Annotated in this window: 13 protein-coding genes; 5 read left to right on the top strand and 8 right to left on the bottom strand. The window is 68.0% G+C overall.

The annotated features are described in order from the left end of the window. Window positions 1-89: 89 nt before the first annotated feature. The 5 genes from CDN36_RS17500 to CDN36_RS17480 all read right to left on the bottom strand — a co-directional run bounded on the left by CDN36_RS17500 (window position 90) and on the right by CDN36_RS17480 (window position 6,620). Window positions 90-1,001, bottom strand: a complete 912-nt coding sequence (locus CDN36_RS17500) for a dihydrodipicolinate synthase family protein (RefSeq protein WP_287497429.1) — start codon at window positions 999-1,001, stop codon at window positions 90-92. A gap of 66 nt (window positions 1,002-1,067) precedes the next feature. Further along, window positions 1,068-2,774: an ABC transporter permease subunit gene (locus CDN36_RS17495; RefSeq protein ID WP_150556341.1), complete on the bottom strand. Its 1,707-nt coding sequence runs from the start codon at window positions 2,772-2,774 to the stop codon at window positions 1,068-1,070. Between the two features lie 105 nt (window positions 2,775-2,879). Beyond that, window positions 2,880-3,998, bottom strand: a complete 1,119-nt coding sequence (locus CDN36_RS17490) for an ABC transporter ATP-binding protein (RefSeq protein ID WP_287497428.1) — start codon at window positions 3,996-3,998, stop codon at window positions 2,880-2,882. A 45-nt stretch (window positions 3,999-4,043) separates the two neighbouring features. Next, entirely contained in the window at window positions 4,044-5,087 is a 1,044-nt protein-coding gene (locus CDN36_RS17485; RefSeq protein WP_287497443.1) for an ABC transporter substrate-binding protein, read from the bottom strand. Window positions 5,088-5,183: 96 nt separating this feature from the next. Further along, on the bottom strand, window positions 5,184-6,620 hold the full coding sequence (locus CDN36_RS17480) for an FAD-binding oxidoreductase (protein ID WP_150556292.1): 1,437 nt from the start codon (window positions 6,618-6,620) through the stop codon (window positions 5,184-5,186). Window positions 6,621-6,953: 333 nt separating this feature from the next. On the opposite strand from CDN36_RS17480, the gene CDN36_RS17475 reads away from it, so the two are divergent. From CDN36_RS17475 to CDN36_RS17455, 5 genes are all read left to right on the top strand, one after another. Beyond that, a complete protein-coding gene (locus CDN36_RS17475; RefSeq protein ID WP_150556293.1) occupies window positions 6,954-8,402 on the top strand; it encodes an aldehyde dehydrogenase family protein in 1,449 nt (482 codons plus the stop codon). Between the two features lie 144 nt (window positions 8,403-8,546). After that, on the top strand, window positions 8,547-9,305 hold the full coding sequence (locus CDN36_RS17470; protein WP_150556294.1) for an SDR family oxidoreductase: 759 nt from the start codon (window positions 8,547-8,549) through the stop codon (window positions 9,303-9,305). Between the two features lie 75 nt (window positions 9,306-9,380). After that, window positions 9,381-10,697: an MFS transporter gene (locus CDN36_RS17465; protein WP_287497427.1), complete on the top strand. Its 1,317-nt coding sequence runs from the start codon at window positions 9,381-9,383 to the stop codon at window positions 10,695-10,697. Between the two features lie 197 nt (window positions 10,698-10,894). Next, window positions 10,895-12,424 (top strand): MDR family MFS transporter, encoded by a 1,530-nt coding sequence (locus tag CDN36_RS17460; protein WP_287497426.1) that lies wholly within the window; start codon window positions 10,895-10,897, stop codon window positions 12,422-12,424. Window positions 12,425-12,784: 360 nt separating this feature from the next. Next, window positions 12,785-14,200 carry a hypothetical protein gene (locus CDN36_RS17455; protein ID WP_287497425.1) on the top strand — a complete coding sequence of 472 codons (1,416 nt, stop codon included), beginning with the start codon at window positions 12,785-12,787 and terminating at the stop codon, window positions 14,198-14,200. 62 nt (window positions 14,201-14,262) lie between these two features. On the opposite strand, the gene CDN36_RS17450 is transcribed toward CDN36_RS17455, so the two are convergent. The 3 genes from CDN36_RS17450 to CDN36_RS17440 are packed head-to-tail and all read right to left on the bottom strand — an operon-like array spanning window position 14,263 to window position 17,594. Continuing rightward, window positions 14,263-15,435, bottom strand: coding sequence for a heme biosynthesis HemY N-terminal domain-containing protein (locus CDN36_RS17450; RefSeq protein WP_150556298.1), 1,173 nt, complete (start codon window positions 15,433-15,435; stop codon window positions 14,263-14,265). A gap of 10 nt (window positions 15,436-15,445) precedes the next feature. Then, entirely contained in the window at window positions 15,446-16,606 is a 1,161-nt protein-coding gene (locus tag CDN36_RS17445; RefSeq protein WP_241014157.1) for a uroporphyrinogen-III C-methyltransferase, read from the bottom strand. Beyond that, window positions 16,593-17,594, bottom strand: coding sequence for a uroporphyrinogen-III synthase (locus tag CDN36_RS17440; protein WP_287497424.1), 1,002 nt, complete (start codon window positions 17,592-17,594; stop codon window positions 16,593-16,595). Before CDN36_RS17440 ends, CDN36_RS17445 begins: the two co-directional genes overlap by 14 nt.

Genomic DNA, 17,594 nt, shown 5'->3' with positions numbered 1-17,594 from the left:
CGAACGTCCGCCACCGGGGCGAGGCGGCCTCGCCTGCCGCCCCGGCGCCAACCCCCTTCGCCAACCCTCCCGCTCGCCGCGAATCAGAATCAGCGTCCTTCGAAGATCGCCAACTGGCGGCGCAGCTCTTCGCGCAGTTGCGCCGACAGCGCGGGCGCGGGGGGCACGAGCGGGGCGAGCATGGCCGGCGCATTCACGCCGATCAGATCCATCACCGACTTCATCGGCCCGGGGTTCGTCTCGGCAAACGCCAGGTTCATCAGCGGAATGAGCGAACGGTGCAGCGCCAGCGCATCGGCCGTCTTGCCTTCGGCGGCCAGCGCGAAGATGCGCTGCCAGGCCGTGGGCAGCAGCGAGGCCGTCACCACGATGCCGCCACGCGCTCCGGCGGCCACATGCAGCGGGAACAACGTGTCCTCGCCGCTCAGCACGGCAAAGGAGTCGTCCACGCCGGCCACGGTGCGCAGGAAGTGCCACATGTCGGTATTGCACGCCTTCATGCCGACGATGTTCTCGTGGCGCGACAGCTCGTGCAGCACCTCCGGCGCGATGGCGATACGCGTGCGGTACGGAATCTCGTAGATCAGAATGGGCAGCGGCGACTCGTCGGCATAGCGCACGAAGTAGTCGCGAATGCCGGCTTGCGTCGGATTGGTGTAGTACGGCGTGAGCACGAGCAGACCGTCGGCGCCGGCCGCGGCAAAGTCACGGCCGGCCTCGATGGCGTCGTGATACCCCGGATCGAGCACGCCGGCGATCACCGGCACGTCGCGCCCGTGATCGCGCACTTCACGCACCGTGAGTTCGGCCATGCGAATGCGCTCGGCGCGCGAGAGCGCGCCATACTCGCCGGTGCCGCCCAGCGGCACCACGCCGTCGATGCCCTGCCCCAGCAAGTAGCGCAGCAGCGCGCGCGTGGCTTCGGTGTGAATCGTGTCGTCGGCATTCACCGGCGTGGGAATTGCCGGCAGAATGCCCTTCAGTTGTGCAGAGCGAAGCATGTGTCAAACGTCCGTGAGTCTTGAGTCGGATGAATCGGATGAATCGGATGAATCGGAGATGCCGCTTCAGATGGCCAGGCTGCGCCGGCGCAGGCGCTCGGCCACCCAGATCAGTGCGGCGATGAACAGGAACAGGCACGTGGAGACCGCCGCGATCACCGGCGAGATCTGCATCGTGATCTCGTCCCAGAATTGCTTGGGCAAGGTGGTCGACAGGCCGCCCGACGTGAACAGCGCGATCGTGAGCTCGTCGAACGACGTGGCGAACGCGAACAGGAACGACGACAGCAGGCCCGCGCCGAGAATCGGGAAAGTCACGCGGCGCAGCGTCGCCCACGGCCGGGCGCCCAGGCTGTAGGCGGCCAGATCGAGACGTGTGTCGTAGTTGCGCAGCACCGCCATCATGGTGATGACGACGTAAGGCACGGCCACCACGGTGTGCGCGATGGTCAGCCCGACGCTCGAGCCCACGAGCCCGACCTTGGCGAAGAAATAAAACACGCCGACGGCCAGGATCATGCGCGGCACGACAATCGGCGCGAGCACGAAGGCGAGCATTGCCGACTTGCCGCGCATGCCGCCGCGCACCAGCAGGAATGCCGCGGGCGTGCCGATCAGCATCGAGAGCAGGCCGGCGCCGATGCCGACGAGCATCGAGCGCGTGATCGCCTGCATCCACAGCGGCGAGTCCCAGACCTGCTGGTACCACTGCAGCGAGACGCCCTTGGGCGGCCACGCCAGCCCCGACGCCGAATCGAACGAGATCGGAATCATCAGCAGCGCGGGCGCCGCGAGGAACAGCACGAGCACAAGGACGAGCACGCGCAATACCGGGCCGTCGCCCTGTTCGCGCTTGCTGCGCGGCAGCGCGCGCAGCAGTACGTCCGTGGCGGCGCCCAGCGCGCCGAGCACCGCCTCGCCGAGCGCGCGCGTCCAGCCGCCGCGACGCTTGCCGGTCTTCACGTCCCCGCCGCCGCCGGCCATCGTGGAGAGCCCCACCATGCGGTCGTAGACGAAGAACACCACGAGCACCACGGCGAGCAGCAGCACGGAGATCGCACCGGCGAAGCCCCAGTTGAGCGCCTGCATGACCTGATCGATGATGAGCTGCGTGATCATCGTCTCGTGGCGGCCGCCGAGCAGCGTCGGCGTGATGAAGAAACCGATCGACGTGACGAACACCATCAGCGCGCCCGCCGCCACGCCGGGCAGCGACAGCGGAAAATACACGCGCCAGAACACCGTGCCGGGACGCGCGCCCAGCGTCGACGCCGCGCTCGGCAAACGGCGGTCGATGTTCTCCATCACGGAGAGCATGGTGAGCACGGCCAGCGGCATGAGCGCGTGCACCATGCCGAGCACGACGGCCGGGAAGCTGTAGAGCAGCGAGAGCGGCGCGTCGATCAGCCCGAGGTCCATCAGCGTGCGATTGACCACGCCGTTGCGCCCGAGCAGCACCACCCATGCGAACGTGCGCACGAGAAAGCTCGTCCAGAACGAGAGCAGCACCCAGAACAGCAGGCGTTGCTTGCGCGCGCCGGTGAGCGTCGAGAGCCGGTAGGCGATCGGGTAGCCCGTGAGCACGGCGAAGAACGTCGTGTAGAGCGAGACCTTGAGTGTGATGAGCAACACCTCGACGTACACCGACGAGGCGAACAGACGCTGGTATTCGGCCAGCGTGAAGCCGCCCTTGTCGCGAATGCTCAGCAGCAGCAGTTGCCCGACCGGATAGATCAGCATCACCGCCAGCAAGATGACGATGGGCGCGGCCATGAGCAGCGGTCGCACGCGCGCACGCCAGCGGGCGCGGCGCGGTGCGGGCTGCGCCGGATGCGAGGAAGAGGACGAGGGACGAACCACGGCGGATGCACTCATCGCTTACCCCGCGATCGCCACGGCGTCGTCGGCGCGCCACGCAAGGCCGAGCGTCTGCCCGATCTCGAAGCGGTTGCCCTGGCGATGCGTCGGGAACGCCGCCACGAGCGGCTTGTCCGCATCGGCGCCCGTCGCCTGCGACTGCAGATACAGCTTCGTCATGCCGCCCGTGACCATGATGTCGGTGAGCCTTGCCGAGATGGTGGCCACGCCGTCGGCGTGGGCGGCCGGCGCCGCGCCGGCGACATCGCGCACGTGCAGGTTCTGCGGACGCAGCATGAGCTTGACCGGCCGGCCGCGCTCGACCTGCGGGTCGTAGACCATCGCGGCGGCGCCTTCCACTCCGGGCATTGCCACGCGCACCTGATCGCCGGCGCGCTCGAGCACGGTCGCGTCGAGCAGGTTCGACTCGCCGAGAAAGTCCGCGACGAAAACGCTCTTTGGCCGGAAGTACAGGTCGTCCGGCGTACCGAGCTGGGCGATCTCGCCGGCATTCATCAGGCAGATGCGATCGGACATCGTCATCGCCTCTTCCTGATCGTGCGTCACGTACACGATGGTGGTGCCCAGCTCGCGGTGAATGCGCTTGATCTCGAGCTGCATGTGATCGCGCAGCTTCTTGTCGAGCGCGCCCAGCGGCTCGTCCATCAGAATGATCGACGGCCGGTAGACCATGCAGCGCGCGAGCGCGATGCGTTGCTGCTGGCCGCCCGAGAGCTCGCGCGGAAAGCGCTCCGCCACGTGCGGCAGATGCACCATTTCAAGCGCGTTCATGACCAGCTTGCGAGCCGTGGCCGCGTCCGTGCGGCGCATCTGCAACGGGAACGCGATGTTCTGCGCGACGGTCATGTGCGGGAACAGCGCGTAGTTCTGGAACACCATGCCGATGTCGCGCTCGTAGGGCGCCCCGTAGGTGACATCGGTCCCATTGATACGGATCGCGCCCGCATCGGGCTGCGCCAGACCGGCGATGAGCGAGAGCAACGTGGTCTTGCCCGAGCCGCTGGGCCCGAGCAGGGTCAGGAATTCGCCCTGAGCGACATCGAGGTCGGTCGGCGCCAGCGCGACGAAATCGCCGTAGCGCTTGGACAGGCCCGAGACTTGAAGATTGGCAACGGTCATGAGATCAGCACCCCATAAAGCATGAAACGAGACGGCAGGTGAGGATCAGGTCAGGATCCAGCGGTTGAAGCGCTCGAGCGCCACGCTCTGGTTCTGTTGCCAGAACTTCGCGTTGATCTGCACGCCGCTCTTGATGTTCTCGGGGAACGTCGGGCAGTTCCTGGCCACCTCCGGCTTCACGTAGTTGAACGCTTCGGGCTGCGTCATGCCGGCCGGGAAGTACTTGACCAGTTCGGCCTGGCGCTTCGGATCGCTCGCGAACTTGATGAACTCGCGGCAGGCCGCGGCGTTCGGCGTGCCCTTGAGAATCGACCAGTTGTCGCAGCCCCAGATGTTCTGATGCCACACGATCTGCACGGGCACGCCATTCGCCTGCGCCGATTGCGCGCGCGAGGCCCAGGTGGCGACCATGTCGACTTCGCCCGAACCGAGCATCTGTTCGACCTGCGCGCCGGTGGTCCACCACACGTCGACGTGCCTGGCGACCTTGTCCAGGCTCCTGAACGCGCGATCGAAGTCGCACGGATAGACCGAACCGGCGGCAACGCCGTCGGCGAGCAGCGCTTCCTCGATGGTGTCGAACGGATACTTGCGGATCGAGCGGCGGCCCGGGAAGTCCTTCACGTTCCACAGATCGGCCCACGAAGCGGGCGCCTTGCGGCCCTTGAACGCGTCGGTGCGATACGCGAGCACGGTCGAGTAGACGTTGGTGCCCACGCCGAACGGCGACATGTATTGCTGCGGAATCTTCGAGACGACCGGATCGGACTCCAGACCGTGGCGCTCCAGATACTCCTTGCCGCCGGAGGTGAGCAGCAAGATCGCGGGCTGGCTGATCTTGGCCATGTCCCACGTGTAGCTGCCCGCCTCGACCATGCTCTTGATCTGCGCGGTCGGCTCCGCGTTGGCCTGCACGCCCACGACTTCGATGCCGGTCGCCTTGGCGAACGGCTTGTAGTACACCGCGTCGTATGCCTTGGTGTAGATGCCGCCGTCGTCGCGCACGACGATGCGCTTGCCGGCCGCGCGCGAGGGGGTCCACACGAACGGGAACGCCACGGCAGCAGCGCCGGCAAGCGCCGTCTTCATGGCCGTGCGGCGGCCCGGTTGCGCGGGCGACGCCGCGGTGTTGTCGATGATGTCGAGCGGGCTTGCGGAGGTCTTGCGTTTCATCATGGTCTCCGGTCAGGGAACGAGGCGCCCCGGGTTGAACAACTGGTTGGGATCCAACGCGGCTTTGAGCGTGCGCATGAGCGCGAGCTCGGCCGTCGATTTGTAGCGTTGCATGAGGGGCAGACCCGTCTGCCCGACGCCATGCTCGGCGCTGAACGTGCCGGCCAGGCGCGCCGCCACGTCGTTCACGCAGGCGCGCATGGCGTCGCCCGTCGCGGCGCTGTCGGCAAGCGCCGCCCAGGCCTCGAACGAGAACATCGGAATGAAATGGACGTTGCCGTCGCCCATGTGGCCGACAATCGCGATGTCGAGCCCGGGCACGATGGCGTGGACCGCGCGCGTAGCGGCTTCGATGAATTCGGGCACGCTCGAGACCGGCACGGCACAGTCCGTCGTCAGGCCGACGGCCGCCTTCTTGTTGGCCTCGCTCACGCTGTGACGCACTTCCCAGAGGTCCGCGCGCTGCGTCTCGTTCGCGGCGATGACGGCGTCGTCGACGAGACCCTGCTCGACCGCTTCGCCCAGTGTTTCGGTGAGTACGGCCTCGAGCGCGTGCGCGTCGCGCGTGTCGCCCAGCTCGACGAGCACGTGCCAGGCATGCGTGCCGCCCAGCGGGTTGCGGCGGTTCGGCACGTGCGCGAGCACCAGTTCGAGCTGGTGACGGTTCATGATCTCGAACGCCGACAGGCGCGAGGCGCACGCCCGCTGGAACATGCCGAGGATCCGCAGCGCGGCGGCCGGGTCGCGCGGCGCGAACCACGCAAGCGCATGGTGCGTGGGCAGCGCATGGAGCTTGAGTGCCGCCGCCGTGATGACGCCCAGCGTGCCTTCGGCGCCGATGAACAGGTGCTTCAGATCGATGCCGGTGTTGTCCTTGCGCAGCGCGCGAAGGCCGTCCCACACGGTGCCGTCGGCCAGCACGACCTCGAGGCCGAGCACGTTCTCGCGCGTGTTGCCATAACGCAGCACGCTCGTGCCGCCGGCATTCGTCGAGAGCGTGCCGCCGATCTGGCACGAACCTTCCGCGCCGAGACTGACCGGATACAGGCGGCCGACCCCGGCCGCCGTCTCCTGCACGGTCTTCAGAATGCAGCCGGCCTCGACGATCATCGACCCGTTGGCCGCGTCCACCTGGCGAATGCGGCGCATGCGCGCGAGGTTGAGAAGCACGGGTGTCGGGCCGCCCGAGGGCGGCACCGCGCCGCCGCACAGGCTCGTGTTGCCGCCTTGCGGCAGGATCGGCACGCCAGCGGCCGCGCACAGCTTCACCACCGTGCTGACCTGCTCGGTAGTGGACGGCAGCACGACGCACAGCGCGTCGCCACGATAGCGGCCGCGCCAGTCCTGCGTGTACCCGGCGGTGTCGGACTCGCCGCTCAACACGGCCGCCGCGCCGAGCGCGTCCTGCAAGCGCGCCATCAGCGTCTCGCGCGTCACTGCATCGTTCATTGCCTGCCTGCTCCTCGATAGCCTGGCCCGTATGGCCTCAATGCGCGTTCGGACCATCACGCCGCGCGACTTCGCCATGGAGATGCGCAGGCAACGGTGCCTGCCAGACGTCCATCTGGCGATTCAATGTGATCAAGGATAGGCGAGAAAAAATTGCAATAAAATATCTTTAATTGCAATGCGATCGTTTTAGGTGTTTATGCGGATGTGCCTCATCGGACGGTCAACGCGCTCGCGAGTTAAGTGATAATGGGCGGCGACGCCACGGTGACCACGCCAGCGGCGTTCCTCATCGCTCAACCCGAGTCCAACCCGACACGAGGTGCAGTCGACATGCCCGAAGCAACACACTTCATCGGCAATCAATGGGTCGCGCCCGCGAAAAGCCCAGCCATCTCCCCCATCGCCGTTCTCGACCCTTCCGACGGACAGCCGTTCAGCCGCATCGCTCGCGGCGACGCCGAAGACATCGACCGTGCCGTGAAGGCCGCACGCGCGGCCTTCGAAGGCGACTGGGGGCGCCTGGCCGCCGCCGAGCGCGGCCGCCTGCTCTATGCGCTCGCCAACACGCTGGCCAGGCATCATGAGGAACTGGCGCAGATCGAAGCGCGCGACACCGGCAAGCCGCTCAAGCAGGCGCGCGCCGATGCGGCCGCGATCGTGCGCTACTTCGAGTTCTACGCCGGGGCGGCCGACAAGCTGCACGGCGAGACGATTCCCTATCAGCAAGGCTTCACGGTCTTCACGGTGCGCGAGCCGCACGGTGTGACCGGCCACATCATTCCGTGGAACTACCCGCTGCAGATCTTCGGCCGCAGCGTGGCCGCGGCGCTCGCGACCGGCAACGCCTGCGTCGTCAAGCCGGCCGAAGACGCGTGCCTGTCGCTGCTGCGCGTGGCCGAGCTGTCGCTCGAGGCCGGCTTGCCGCCCGGCGCGCTCAACATCGTGACCGGTTATGGCGCGGAAGCCGGCGCGGCGCTCGCCCGCCATCCGGGCATCGATCACATTTCGTTTACCGGCTCGCCCGCGACCGGCACGCTCATCTCGCAGATGGCCGCCGAAAACCACACGCCGGTCACGCTGGAGCTCGGCGGCAAGTCGCCGCAGATCATCTTCGCCGACGCCGACATGCAGGCCGTGCTGCCCGTGGTCGTGAACGCCATCGTGCAGAACGCCGGGCAGACATGCTCGGCTGGCAGCCGCCTGCTCGTGCAGCGCGATGCCTACGAATCGGTGCTCGCGCATCTGGCCGAGGCGTTCGCGGCGCTGCGCGTGGGACCGTCGCAGGACGATCTCGACCTCGGGCCGCTCATCAGCGCACGTCAGCAGCAGCGCGTATGGGATTTCCTCTCGGAAGCGCAGCACGACGGCGTCGCCGTGATGTCGCAGGGCGAAGTCGTCGGTAGCGCCCCGGAGTCGGGTTTTTATCAGGCGCCCACCCTGCTGCGCGACGTGCCCGAATCGCACCGCCTCGCGCGCGAGGAAGTCTTCGGGCCGGTGCTCGCCGCCATGCCGTTCACCGACGAGGCGCACGCCGTGCGGCTCGCGAACGGCACGCCCTACGGGCTGGCGGCCGGGGTCTGGACGTGCGACGGCGCGCGCCAGATGCGCCTGGCCCGTTCGATTCGCGCCGGTCAGGTGTTCATCAACAACTATGGCGCCGGCGGCGGCGTGGAGCTTCCTTTCGGTGGCATGAAGCATTCCGGCCACGGACGCGAGAAGGGCTTCGAAGCCCTGTACGGGTTCACTACGCTCAAGACGGTGGCGATCCGGCATGGCTGAGCGTGAGCCGGCAGAGCGGTAGATGACGAGGTAGAGGCGGTTGACGAGGTAGCGCAGTAGAGGCGAAAGAGCGAAAGAGCGAATGAGCGAATGAGCGAAAGAGCAGGCGTCGGGAAGCAGGAATAACGACACAGGAGACAAGGCATGCGTTTGCAAGGGAAAGTCGCCATCGTCACGGGCGCCGGCTCGGGCTTCGGCGAAGGTATTGCCAGGACGTTCGCGCGCGAGGGCGCGGCCGTCATCGTGAACGATCTGAACCGGGCCGCCGGCGAACGCGTGGCGGCACAGATCGCCGAAACCGGAGGGCGCGCCGCGTTCGTCTACGGCGACGTGTCGCGCGAGGAAGATCACGTCACGCTGCTCGACGAAGCCGTCAGCCGCTTCGGCCATCTCGACATCGTGGTGAACAACGCCGGCACCACTCACCGCAACAAGCCGCTGCTCGAAGTGACCGAGGCCGAGTTCGATCGCGTCTACGCGGTCAACGTGAAGGGCATCTTCTGGAGCGCACGCACCGTCATGCCGTACTTTGTGCAGCGCGGCGCCGGCGTGATGATCAACATCGCCTCGACGGCCGGCGTGCGCCCGCGCCCGGGTCTCGTCTGGTACAACGGCAGCAAGGGCGCGGTGATCACCGCCAGCAAGGCCATGGCCGCGGAGTTCGGGCCGCACAACATTCGCGTGAACTGCGTGAATCCGGTCATTGGCGACACGGGCCTCACGGCCGAATTCATGGGCGTGCCCAACACGCCGGAGAACCGTGCCAAGTTCCTCGCGGGCATTCCGCTCGGGCGCTTTTCCACACCGCAGGACATCGCCAACGCGTGCCTTTATCTCGCAAGCGACGAGGCCGCCTTCATCACTGGCGTCTGCCTGGAAGTCGATGGCGGGCGCTGCATCTGAGACAGTCGTCCCCGTAGTTGTCGTACCCCACCATAACGAAAGACAACACAACACGTCATTCCGGAGGAGATCCGTATGAACAGCGTTCCGACGCCCCCCTCGTCCATGCCCGGCGCGGCCCCGGCCGACTTCGAGGCATCCACCTACCGCAAGGTCGGCTGGCGGCTGATTCCGTTCCTGCTGCTTTGCTATGTGGTCGCGTATCTCGACCGCGTCAACGTGGGCTTCGCCAAGCTGCAGATGGTCGGCGACCTGAAGTTCTCCGAAACGGTGTTCGGCCTTGGCGCCGGCATCTTCTTCATTGGCTACTTCATCTTCGAGGTGCCCAGCAACGTGATCCTCCACCGCGTGGGCGCCCGCGTGTGGATCGCGCGCATCATGATCTCGTGGGGCATCATCTCCGGCGCGACGATGTTCGTCACCACGCCGTCGATGTTCTACGTGATGCGCTTCCTGCTCGGGGTGGCCGAGGCGGGATTCTTCCCCGGCATCATCCTGTACATCACCTACTGGTATCCGGCTTCTCGGCGCGGGCGCATGACGGCGTGGTTCATGACGGCCGTGGCCCTCTCGGGGCTCATCGGCGGGCCGATCTCCGGCTGGATTCTCAAGGACATGAGCGGCGTGAGCGGCCTGGCCGGCTGGCAATGGATGTTCCTGCTCGAGGCGATTCCGTCCGTGCTCATCGGCATTGCCGTGCTGTTCGTGCTCGACGACCGCATTCGCGATGCGAAGTGGCTCAACGACGACGAGAAGGCGCTGCTCGAGCGCAATATCGCCAGCGACGTGCTCACCAAGGAAGACCTGCCGCTCGCGAGAGTCTTCGCCAGCCCGCGCGTGTGGACGATGAGCCTCATCTACTTCTCGTTCGTGATCGGACTGTATGGCGTGGGCTTCTGGCTGCCGACGATCATCAAGGGCACGGGCGTGACCGATCCGCTGCAGATCGGCCTGCTCACCGCGATTCCGTACTTCTTCGCGGTGATCGCGATGGTCGCCGTCGGACGCCGCTCGGACCTGCGCGGCGAGCGCCGCTGGCACATCGCGATTCCGGCGTTCATCGGCGCGCTCGGCCTGTTCCTGTCCACCACGTGGAGCCATAACACGCCGCTCGCCATGTTCGCGCTCACGCTCGCGACGATGGGCATCATGATCGTGCTGCCGCTGTTCTGGAGTCTGCCGACGGCCTTTCTCGGCGGCACCGCCGCCGCGGCCGGCATCGCGATGATCAATTCGCTGGGCAACCTGGCGGGGTTCGTCGGGCCGTATCTGATCGGCTTTCTGAAGGACGCCACGCAGAGCACGAACAGCGGCATGTTCCTGCTCACGGTCTTCATGGTCCTCGGGGGACTGCTCACGCTGGCCGTGCCGGCACGGCTCGTCGACAAGTGAGCGCACGGCAGATCGCCTGACGAAACGGCGTCTCGGCGGCCAAGACCGAGACGCCACGGGGCCGCTGGCCTGTGCCGCATCCAGGGAGTAACATGCATCGGGCCGTCCTCGCCGGGCGGTCCGTTTTTTTGCCCCCTAGTGTTTTGCCTGAACATGCTGCGCGATATGCCGCCAATGATCGGTTTCGCCACGAACCGATGACGCTCCCGACCCACATGCCTGCCACCGACTCACAGAAGACGCCTGCAGGCGTCTCGCTCACGCCCGCCGAGATCAAGTCGATCCTCACCGGTCTGCTGCTGATCATGTTTCTCGGCTCGCTGGATCAAACCATCGTCGCCCCCGCCCTGCCGACCATTGCCCGCGATCTGGGCAGCTTCGACGCGGTGTCGTGGGTCGTCACCGCGTACCTGCTGTCGTCCACGGCGATCACGCCGATCGTCGGCAAGCTCTCCGATCTGCTCGGGCGCCGGGTGGTCATTGCCGTGAGCGTGACGGTCTTTCTCGTCGGCTCCGTGCTGTGCGCGCTCGCACCGACGATGCTCGCGCTGATTCTCGCGCGCGGCGTGCAAGGTCTGGGCGGGGGCGGCCTCATCGCGCTGTCGAACACGGTGATCGCCGACATCGTGTCGCCGCGCGAGCGCGGTCGTTACCAGGGCTACATCTCCGGCATGTTCGCGGTCTCGGGCGTGGCCGGCCCCGTCACCGGGGGCGTCTTCGCGCAGTACCTGAGCTGGACGCTCATCTTCTGGATCAACCTGCCGCTCGGCGTGCTCGCGATCTATCTGAGCGACCGTGCACTGCGCCGTCTGCCTCGCCGCACGGGCAAGCCGAACATCGACTACGTCGGCTCGCTGCTGCTGATCGCGGCCACGGTCTGTCTGCTGCTCGCGCTCACGTGGGGCGGGCACCGCTATGCGTGGCGCTCGCCCGAAATCCTCGGCCTGCTGGCCGCGACGGTCATCGTCGGCGCCGTGTTCCTGCGCCATCAGCGCGTGGCGCGCGAGCCGCTGCTGCCGCTCTCGCTGCTGGGCAATCCGGTGTTTCGCATGACCTCGACGATGGCCGTGCTCGTGATGATGGTCAACATCAGCATCGGGATCTACGTGCCGCTGTATTTGCAACTGCAGCGCGGCCAGTCGGCGAGCAGCTCGGGCCTGATGCTCATCCTGCCGTTGCTCGGCATCGTCGCCGGCGCCCTGAGCTCCGGCTCGTACATGCGCAAGACGGGCCACTACAAGCGCCCGCCGCAAATCGGCCTGCCCGTGGCCTTCGTGGGGCTGACGGTGATCGCGCTGGGCGTGCAATCGCTGCCGCTCGTGGCGATCGGCGCGTGCCTCGGTCTCATCGGCGTGGGCTTCGGCTCGGCAATGCCGGTCATGACGGTGGCCACGCAGAACGCTGTCGCGCCGCGCGACATCGGCATCGCCACGGCCGCGCACGCCTTCTTCCGCGCGCTCGGCGGCATGATCGGCGTGGCGGTGTTCGGCGCGCTCATCGTGGGCCTGCTCGTCATGGGCGAAGACGGCGCCGCCCCGCGCGAGCTCACCGACTTCCTGCGCCCCGGGGGGGCGCCGGCCGGCATGGCGTCGCATCTGCGCCTGGCGTTCGGCGCATTCTTCGGCGGCAGTGCGCTCATCGCAGCCCTCGCCATGCTGGCCCTCGGCCGCCTGCAGGAAATTCCGCTGCGCCAGAGTTCGGGCAACGAGGCGACCGCCATCGAGTAGGTCGGCGACGTTCGCGAACTGGCGGCAACGCCGCTCAGGCAGCGTCCGCACGAACACATCCACAATGCCGCCACGCACGCCATGAAACCGTGCTGGCGATGGCTCGCCGGGCCCCCGGACGTGGCGGGACGCCAACACGGCCACACGGCAAATAGGCAAATAGGCAAATAGGGCGATCAAGCCATCAGACGGTGGGGCGGCGCGATCTGCGAAGCGCGGCGGCGCAATGCAAAAGGCGCCGGGCGACGTCGTGCCAAAGTGCGGGCTCCGGCGGACGGCTCCTTTGCCCTGTCCGTTCCCGTCGGTTCCCGTCCGACCCCATCCGGTCCCTTTACCCCTCACCAACGCGAGGCGCCTACCTTGTTTCCCTCCCCGACCCTGCCCGCCGCGACGGAACCGGCCTCCGTCGCCACGACCACCCCGCCGTCTCCGAGTGCGCGACCGTCGTTCGCGAACGACCCGTTCGCCGTGGACTTCGAGCGCCTCGCGCAGATCGCAAGCCCCGTCCACACCGGGCATCCCGCCTCGTGCGCGATGACGCGACACCCCGCCACCTCGCCCTGTACGTTGCGCGCGCCGATCGTCAGCGCGCGCGAAACACCTTCCGGCGCTGCGGCGAGCGGGCGCGAACAGGTTTTCGTGGCGTTGCCCGGCGACGGCGCGATAGCCACGAGCTTGCTCGCGTGCTCGCACCCGTCGTCGCGCGACGCCTTCACCGCGTTCGGCCCCGAGGCCGAAGCCATGGCGGGCGAATGGAAGCGCCGGCGAACGATGGCCGAGCTTGCCGCGCAACCGCGCGATTCGCGCTTCGTCGCAAGCGCCGACGGCCTGCTCGCCCACCCACCCCACGCCGTTCTGCACAAAGTGCTGGTCATGCTCTCGGGCGGCCCGCAGGCCATCGCCGCCGCGGCAAACACGCTGGAGTGGCAGGCGTTCGACACCACGCTCGCCGAGGGCAGCTTCGCCGAAGCCAGGCAGTTGCTCGAAGCGCTCGCCCGGCGGCTGGAAGCGGACCATACGCTGGAACACTGGGGCACGGCGTTCGAGCAATTGCTGGCGCTCAGCCATCGCTTCGAGTCGCGCATGTCGCGCGCGATCGGGCAAACGTTGATGCTGCCCGACTGCACATGCGACGAGGCCGTGAGCGCGCTCGCGGCCAGGGTCACGCGCGCCCGGTTCGATCGCCTGATGTCGCATCGTCTGAATGCCGCGGCGTCGTTCCCCGATCAAGCGAGGGAAAGCGCTTGGCGGGACCTGCTCGGTACGCTGCCGCGCTGCACGACGCTCTTCAATGCCGAGCGTCTTGCCACGCTCGCGAAGTTCATCGTGCTGCTGCCCGAGGCGCACCGGCCGCAGGCCGCGCTCGACGTGGCCGACGCGAGCGCGCGGCTTCGTGAGCCCGGCGGCCGTGCGGCGCTCGTGGGGCAGTTGTGCGATACGCTCGACAGCGAGGTGCGCCTGGGCGTGATTCAGCGGCTGCTCCAGGCGGCAGTGCCGGGGGCGGTCGACGATCTGCGCGAGACGGTCGAGGCGCTCGCGCAGGAACTGCACCGTCTGCCCGAGCGCGACGCGGCCGAGCTGCTCCATCACCTGACGCGACTGGCGGCCATGGAAGGCGAGTATGAGACGCTGCTGTTCGACGACGCGCAGTCCATCGAGTTGCTGTCCATGCTGCGCCACATCAGCGACTGCGACAAACGCGGCTACGCGCGGCCCGAACTGAGGGCTCTCGTGCGCCACCGGGCCTTCGTGTACGCCGACGCCATCGCGGACTGATCTTGCCGGCCCGCCAATGAAAACGGGGGCTTGCGCCCCCGTCTCTGTTTGCCCTGCGTCGTTCAGGCCAACGCGCTGGCCCGGTAATGCCGGTTCGCCTGCTCCATCTGCCCCAACCCCTCGAACAGTTGCGCAAGCGACAAATGCACGCGCTGCTGCAAGTGGCGATCGTCGCTATGGCGCAACGCGCCTTCGAGGAACGTCTGCGCCTTGCCCCACAGCCGCTGGTGCTGGCACAGCTTGCCCAGGGCATACAGCAGGTCCGGATCGTCGGGGTGGCGTTGTTGCCACGCTTCGGCCTTCTGGATGAGCGGCAGCGCGTCGCCGCCCGCGCATTCGGCATAGCGGCGCAGCAGCCGCGCATCCCAATGTTCGGCGAGCGCCGCCTCGACGATGTCGCGCGCCTCGCGCGGGCGGTCGAGGCCGATCAGCAACTCGGCAGCCACGTCCGCGATGCGCGAGGACGTGCGGGCGTCGGCCGGCAACTCCTGCCAGCACTTGAGCAATGCGTCGGCATCGTGGCGATGGTCGCGCAGGATGCCCTCGCTCGCCGTCTGCTTGAGCTTGGCGGCAAGCGCCGGATGCAGCGCCTCGCGCTTCTCGAGCATCTTGAGCAGGTTCAGCACTTCGGGCCAGTGCTTGAGGTGCTGGTGCGCGCGCAGGGCCACGAGCTGCGCCTGCATGCGACGTGCGCCCTGCGCTCGCATTTCGGTCAGCGCGTCGAGCGCGCCTTGCGCATCCCGCGCGTCGACGCGCAGCTCGGCCGTCTGCAGCAGGCGCGCCTCTTCGAGGTTCGCGCCCTGCGCCTCGGCAAGCCAGGTGTCGCGCCGCGCAAACTCGCGCATGCGATGTGCCGCGCGCGCCCCGATGATCGCGGCCACGCCACGATTGTCGTCCTGCTCGGCGGCTTCGCGCGCGGCCTTCTCCGCGCGCGTGTAGCGGCCGGCGAAGAGGTTGGCCACGGCGTCGCGCAGCGCGATGTTCGCGCGACGGCTGCGCTGGCGATTGCGATACGCCGCCACGCGCTCCGGCATCTTGTAGATGTTGCGCAGAATGCGAATGATCACGTACAGCGCAACGAACAACGCCAGCAGCGCCAGCACGAACAGGTTCAGCGACACGTCCACCCGGTAGGGCGGCACCAGCATCACCACCTGGCCGTGATTGAACGTGGCCAGCACCGCGAAACCGGCCGCCACCGCGAACAGGAGCGTCAACCAGATCAGTCCTCGCATGCGCGGCTCCTTACGGCTTGTCCTTGACGTCCTTGACCTGACCGATAGCGGTCAGGCTGGCGTCAAGTGTCGGCAGCTCGATGGTGCGCGAGCCGGCATCGACCTGGTCGAGCAAGGTCTTCACGGCGGCGATGCGTCGCGACTTGCCGTCGAAATACTTGTCGAGCGCCGCCTGGGCCACGAGCACGTCGCTGTGCACGGCCGGCGCGTTGCGGGCAAGCAGGGCCAGGCGCGCGTTGAGCAGACGCAGCTTGAGGTTCGCGCGCAGGAACGCGCCTTGTTCGGGCGCGACGAGCATCACGTCCGGATCGTCGAGACGGCGCACCTGCACCAGCTGCTTCAGGCTGCCGAGCATCTCTGAGGACAGGCGATGCCACGCGGCCGCCCAGCCCGTCTCGCCGGCGCCGCTCGGGCCGCTTGCGTCCGACCTGGGCGCGGCGCGCTGCTCTTCCGCCTGCAACGGCAGCGTATCGATCATGGCGATGGCCTGGTCGAGCTTGCCGGTCAGTTGCGGCAAGTCCGCAGCCGGTACGGCCTTGAGGCGGTCGATGTCCTTTTTCAGCGCGTCGCGCACACCCGCCAGTTGCGGTGCCCCGGTGCGGGCCAGACGCGCGTCGGCCCCCTCCAGGGCGATGAGCGCGCCGCGCACGTTGCCGGTGAGCTGCAACTGCTGGTTCGCGCTCGTGACGATCTGTTCGGTTTCCGCGAGCACCCACTCGTCGCGGTTATGGGCGAGCTCCTGATAGAGCTGTTCGAGCGCGGCCTGCTGGCTGCGCGAATCGGCCACCCGGCCTTCGAGCGCCGTGAGGCGATTCTGCAGATCGCGCTGATTGTCGAGCGCCTGCGCCGTGCGCACCTGTGCCTGCATGAGCTGCGTGTCGCCGGCCTGCTGACGGCGAGCCATCTCCTGCTGCACGCGATCGAGCTTCTGATTGAGCGACCAGCCGCCGATACCCGCCCCCGCGGCCACGAGTACGAAGAGCAGCCACGGCAGGGCGGCGCCCGAGCCGCGCCGCTTCTGCGGCGGCTCGGGCGGCTGCCAGGCCGGCGGCACCCCCGGGTTGCCGTAGGCCGTCGACGAACTCGACGCGGCGGGTGAATTCGACGCCGCCGGACCGGCTGGCGCCGACGGGTTCTGGGAAGACTCTGGAACGCGATTATCTGTCGTCATGCTTGACTTGAATGGGATCCGCCCATGTTTTGAGTGCCGCCAGCAGGTTCTCGTCCCCGGCCGCGCACTGCGTAATCCTATCAAACCCCGCCGCCCGCGCGGCATCGGCGATGCGCGCGTGCGACGTGAAGCACGGCGCAGCGAGGATCCGGGCCAGCACTTGCGGGGCTCCGGGCGTCTGCACGCCGTTGCGGGCGCCGTAGCGCGCGGCGAGCAACGTGGCCAGATGACGCACCGCTTCGGAGCTCGTGAGCACCCACGCGCAACGCCCCGGCGCGCACACCCGGGCTTCGAGCGCGGCCCACGCGGCGGCGTCCGGTGCGGGCGCGCGACGCGTATAGGCGCTCACGATGTCGACCTGCGCGCCATGCGCGCGCAACGTGTCGGCAAGCAACTCCCGGCCGCCATCGCCGCGCACGAGCAATACACGGCGGCCGGCCAGCGCGGCGAGGTCCAGCTCCGCGAGCAGCGCCTCCGAATCGAAGCGCGCGGCGGGCCCCCCGGGCGGCACGATCACGCGATGGCGGGGAGCGGCAATGCCGGCCTCGGCCAATGCCTGCGCGCTGCCCGGCCCCACCACGGCCGCCGGTAACGTTTCGGGCCAGACGTCGCCGACCTGCGCGGCACCAGCCCGGCCGGCGCCCGGTTCGGAGGGCCTGCGCCGGCGGTGCGCCAGGCGCGCGAGCGCATGTGCGACGGCATTGGGCGACACGAACACCGCCAGCGCGTAGGACGACAGCCGACCCATCGCGCCGTCGAGCGCCGCCAGGGCACCGTCGTCGGCCTGTGCCGAGATGTGAAGCAGCGGGAATGCCAGCGTGTCGATGCCGTGCGCGTGGAGTGCGCTGGCGAGCGCGTCGGCTTGCCCGTCAGGGCGCGTCAGGATGGCGCAGGGCGCGGACGCGGCGCAAGCGGCGGGACCGGCGGAAGCGCCCGAAGTGCCCGAAGTGCCAGAAGTGCCCGAAGCTGACGGCGCGCGCGGGGACAA

This window comes from Pandoraea sp. CB10b_02, assembly GCF_002216225.1.
Lineage (GTDB): Bacteria > Pseudomonadota > Gammaproteobacteria > Burkholderiales > Burkholderiaceae > Pandoraea > Pandoraea nosoerga.
The sequence above is the reverse complement of the archived record's forward strand: the minus strand, read 5'-3'. Positions and strand labels throughout refer to the sequence as shown.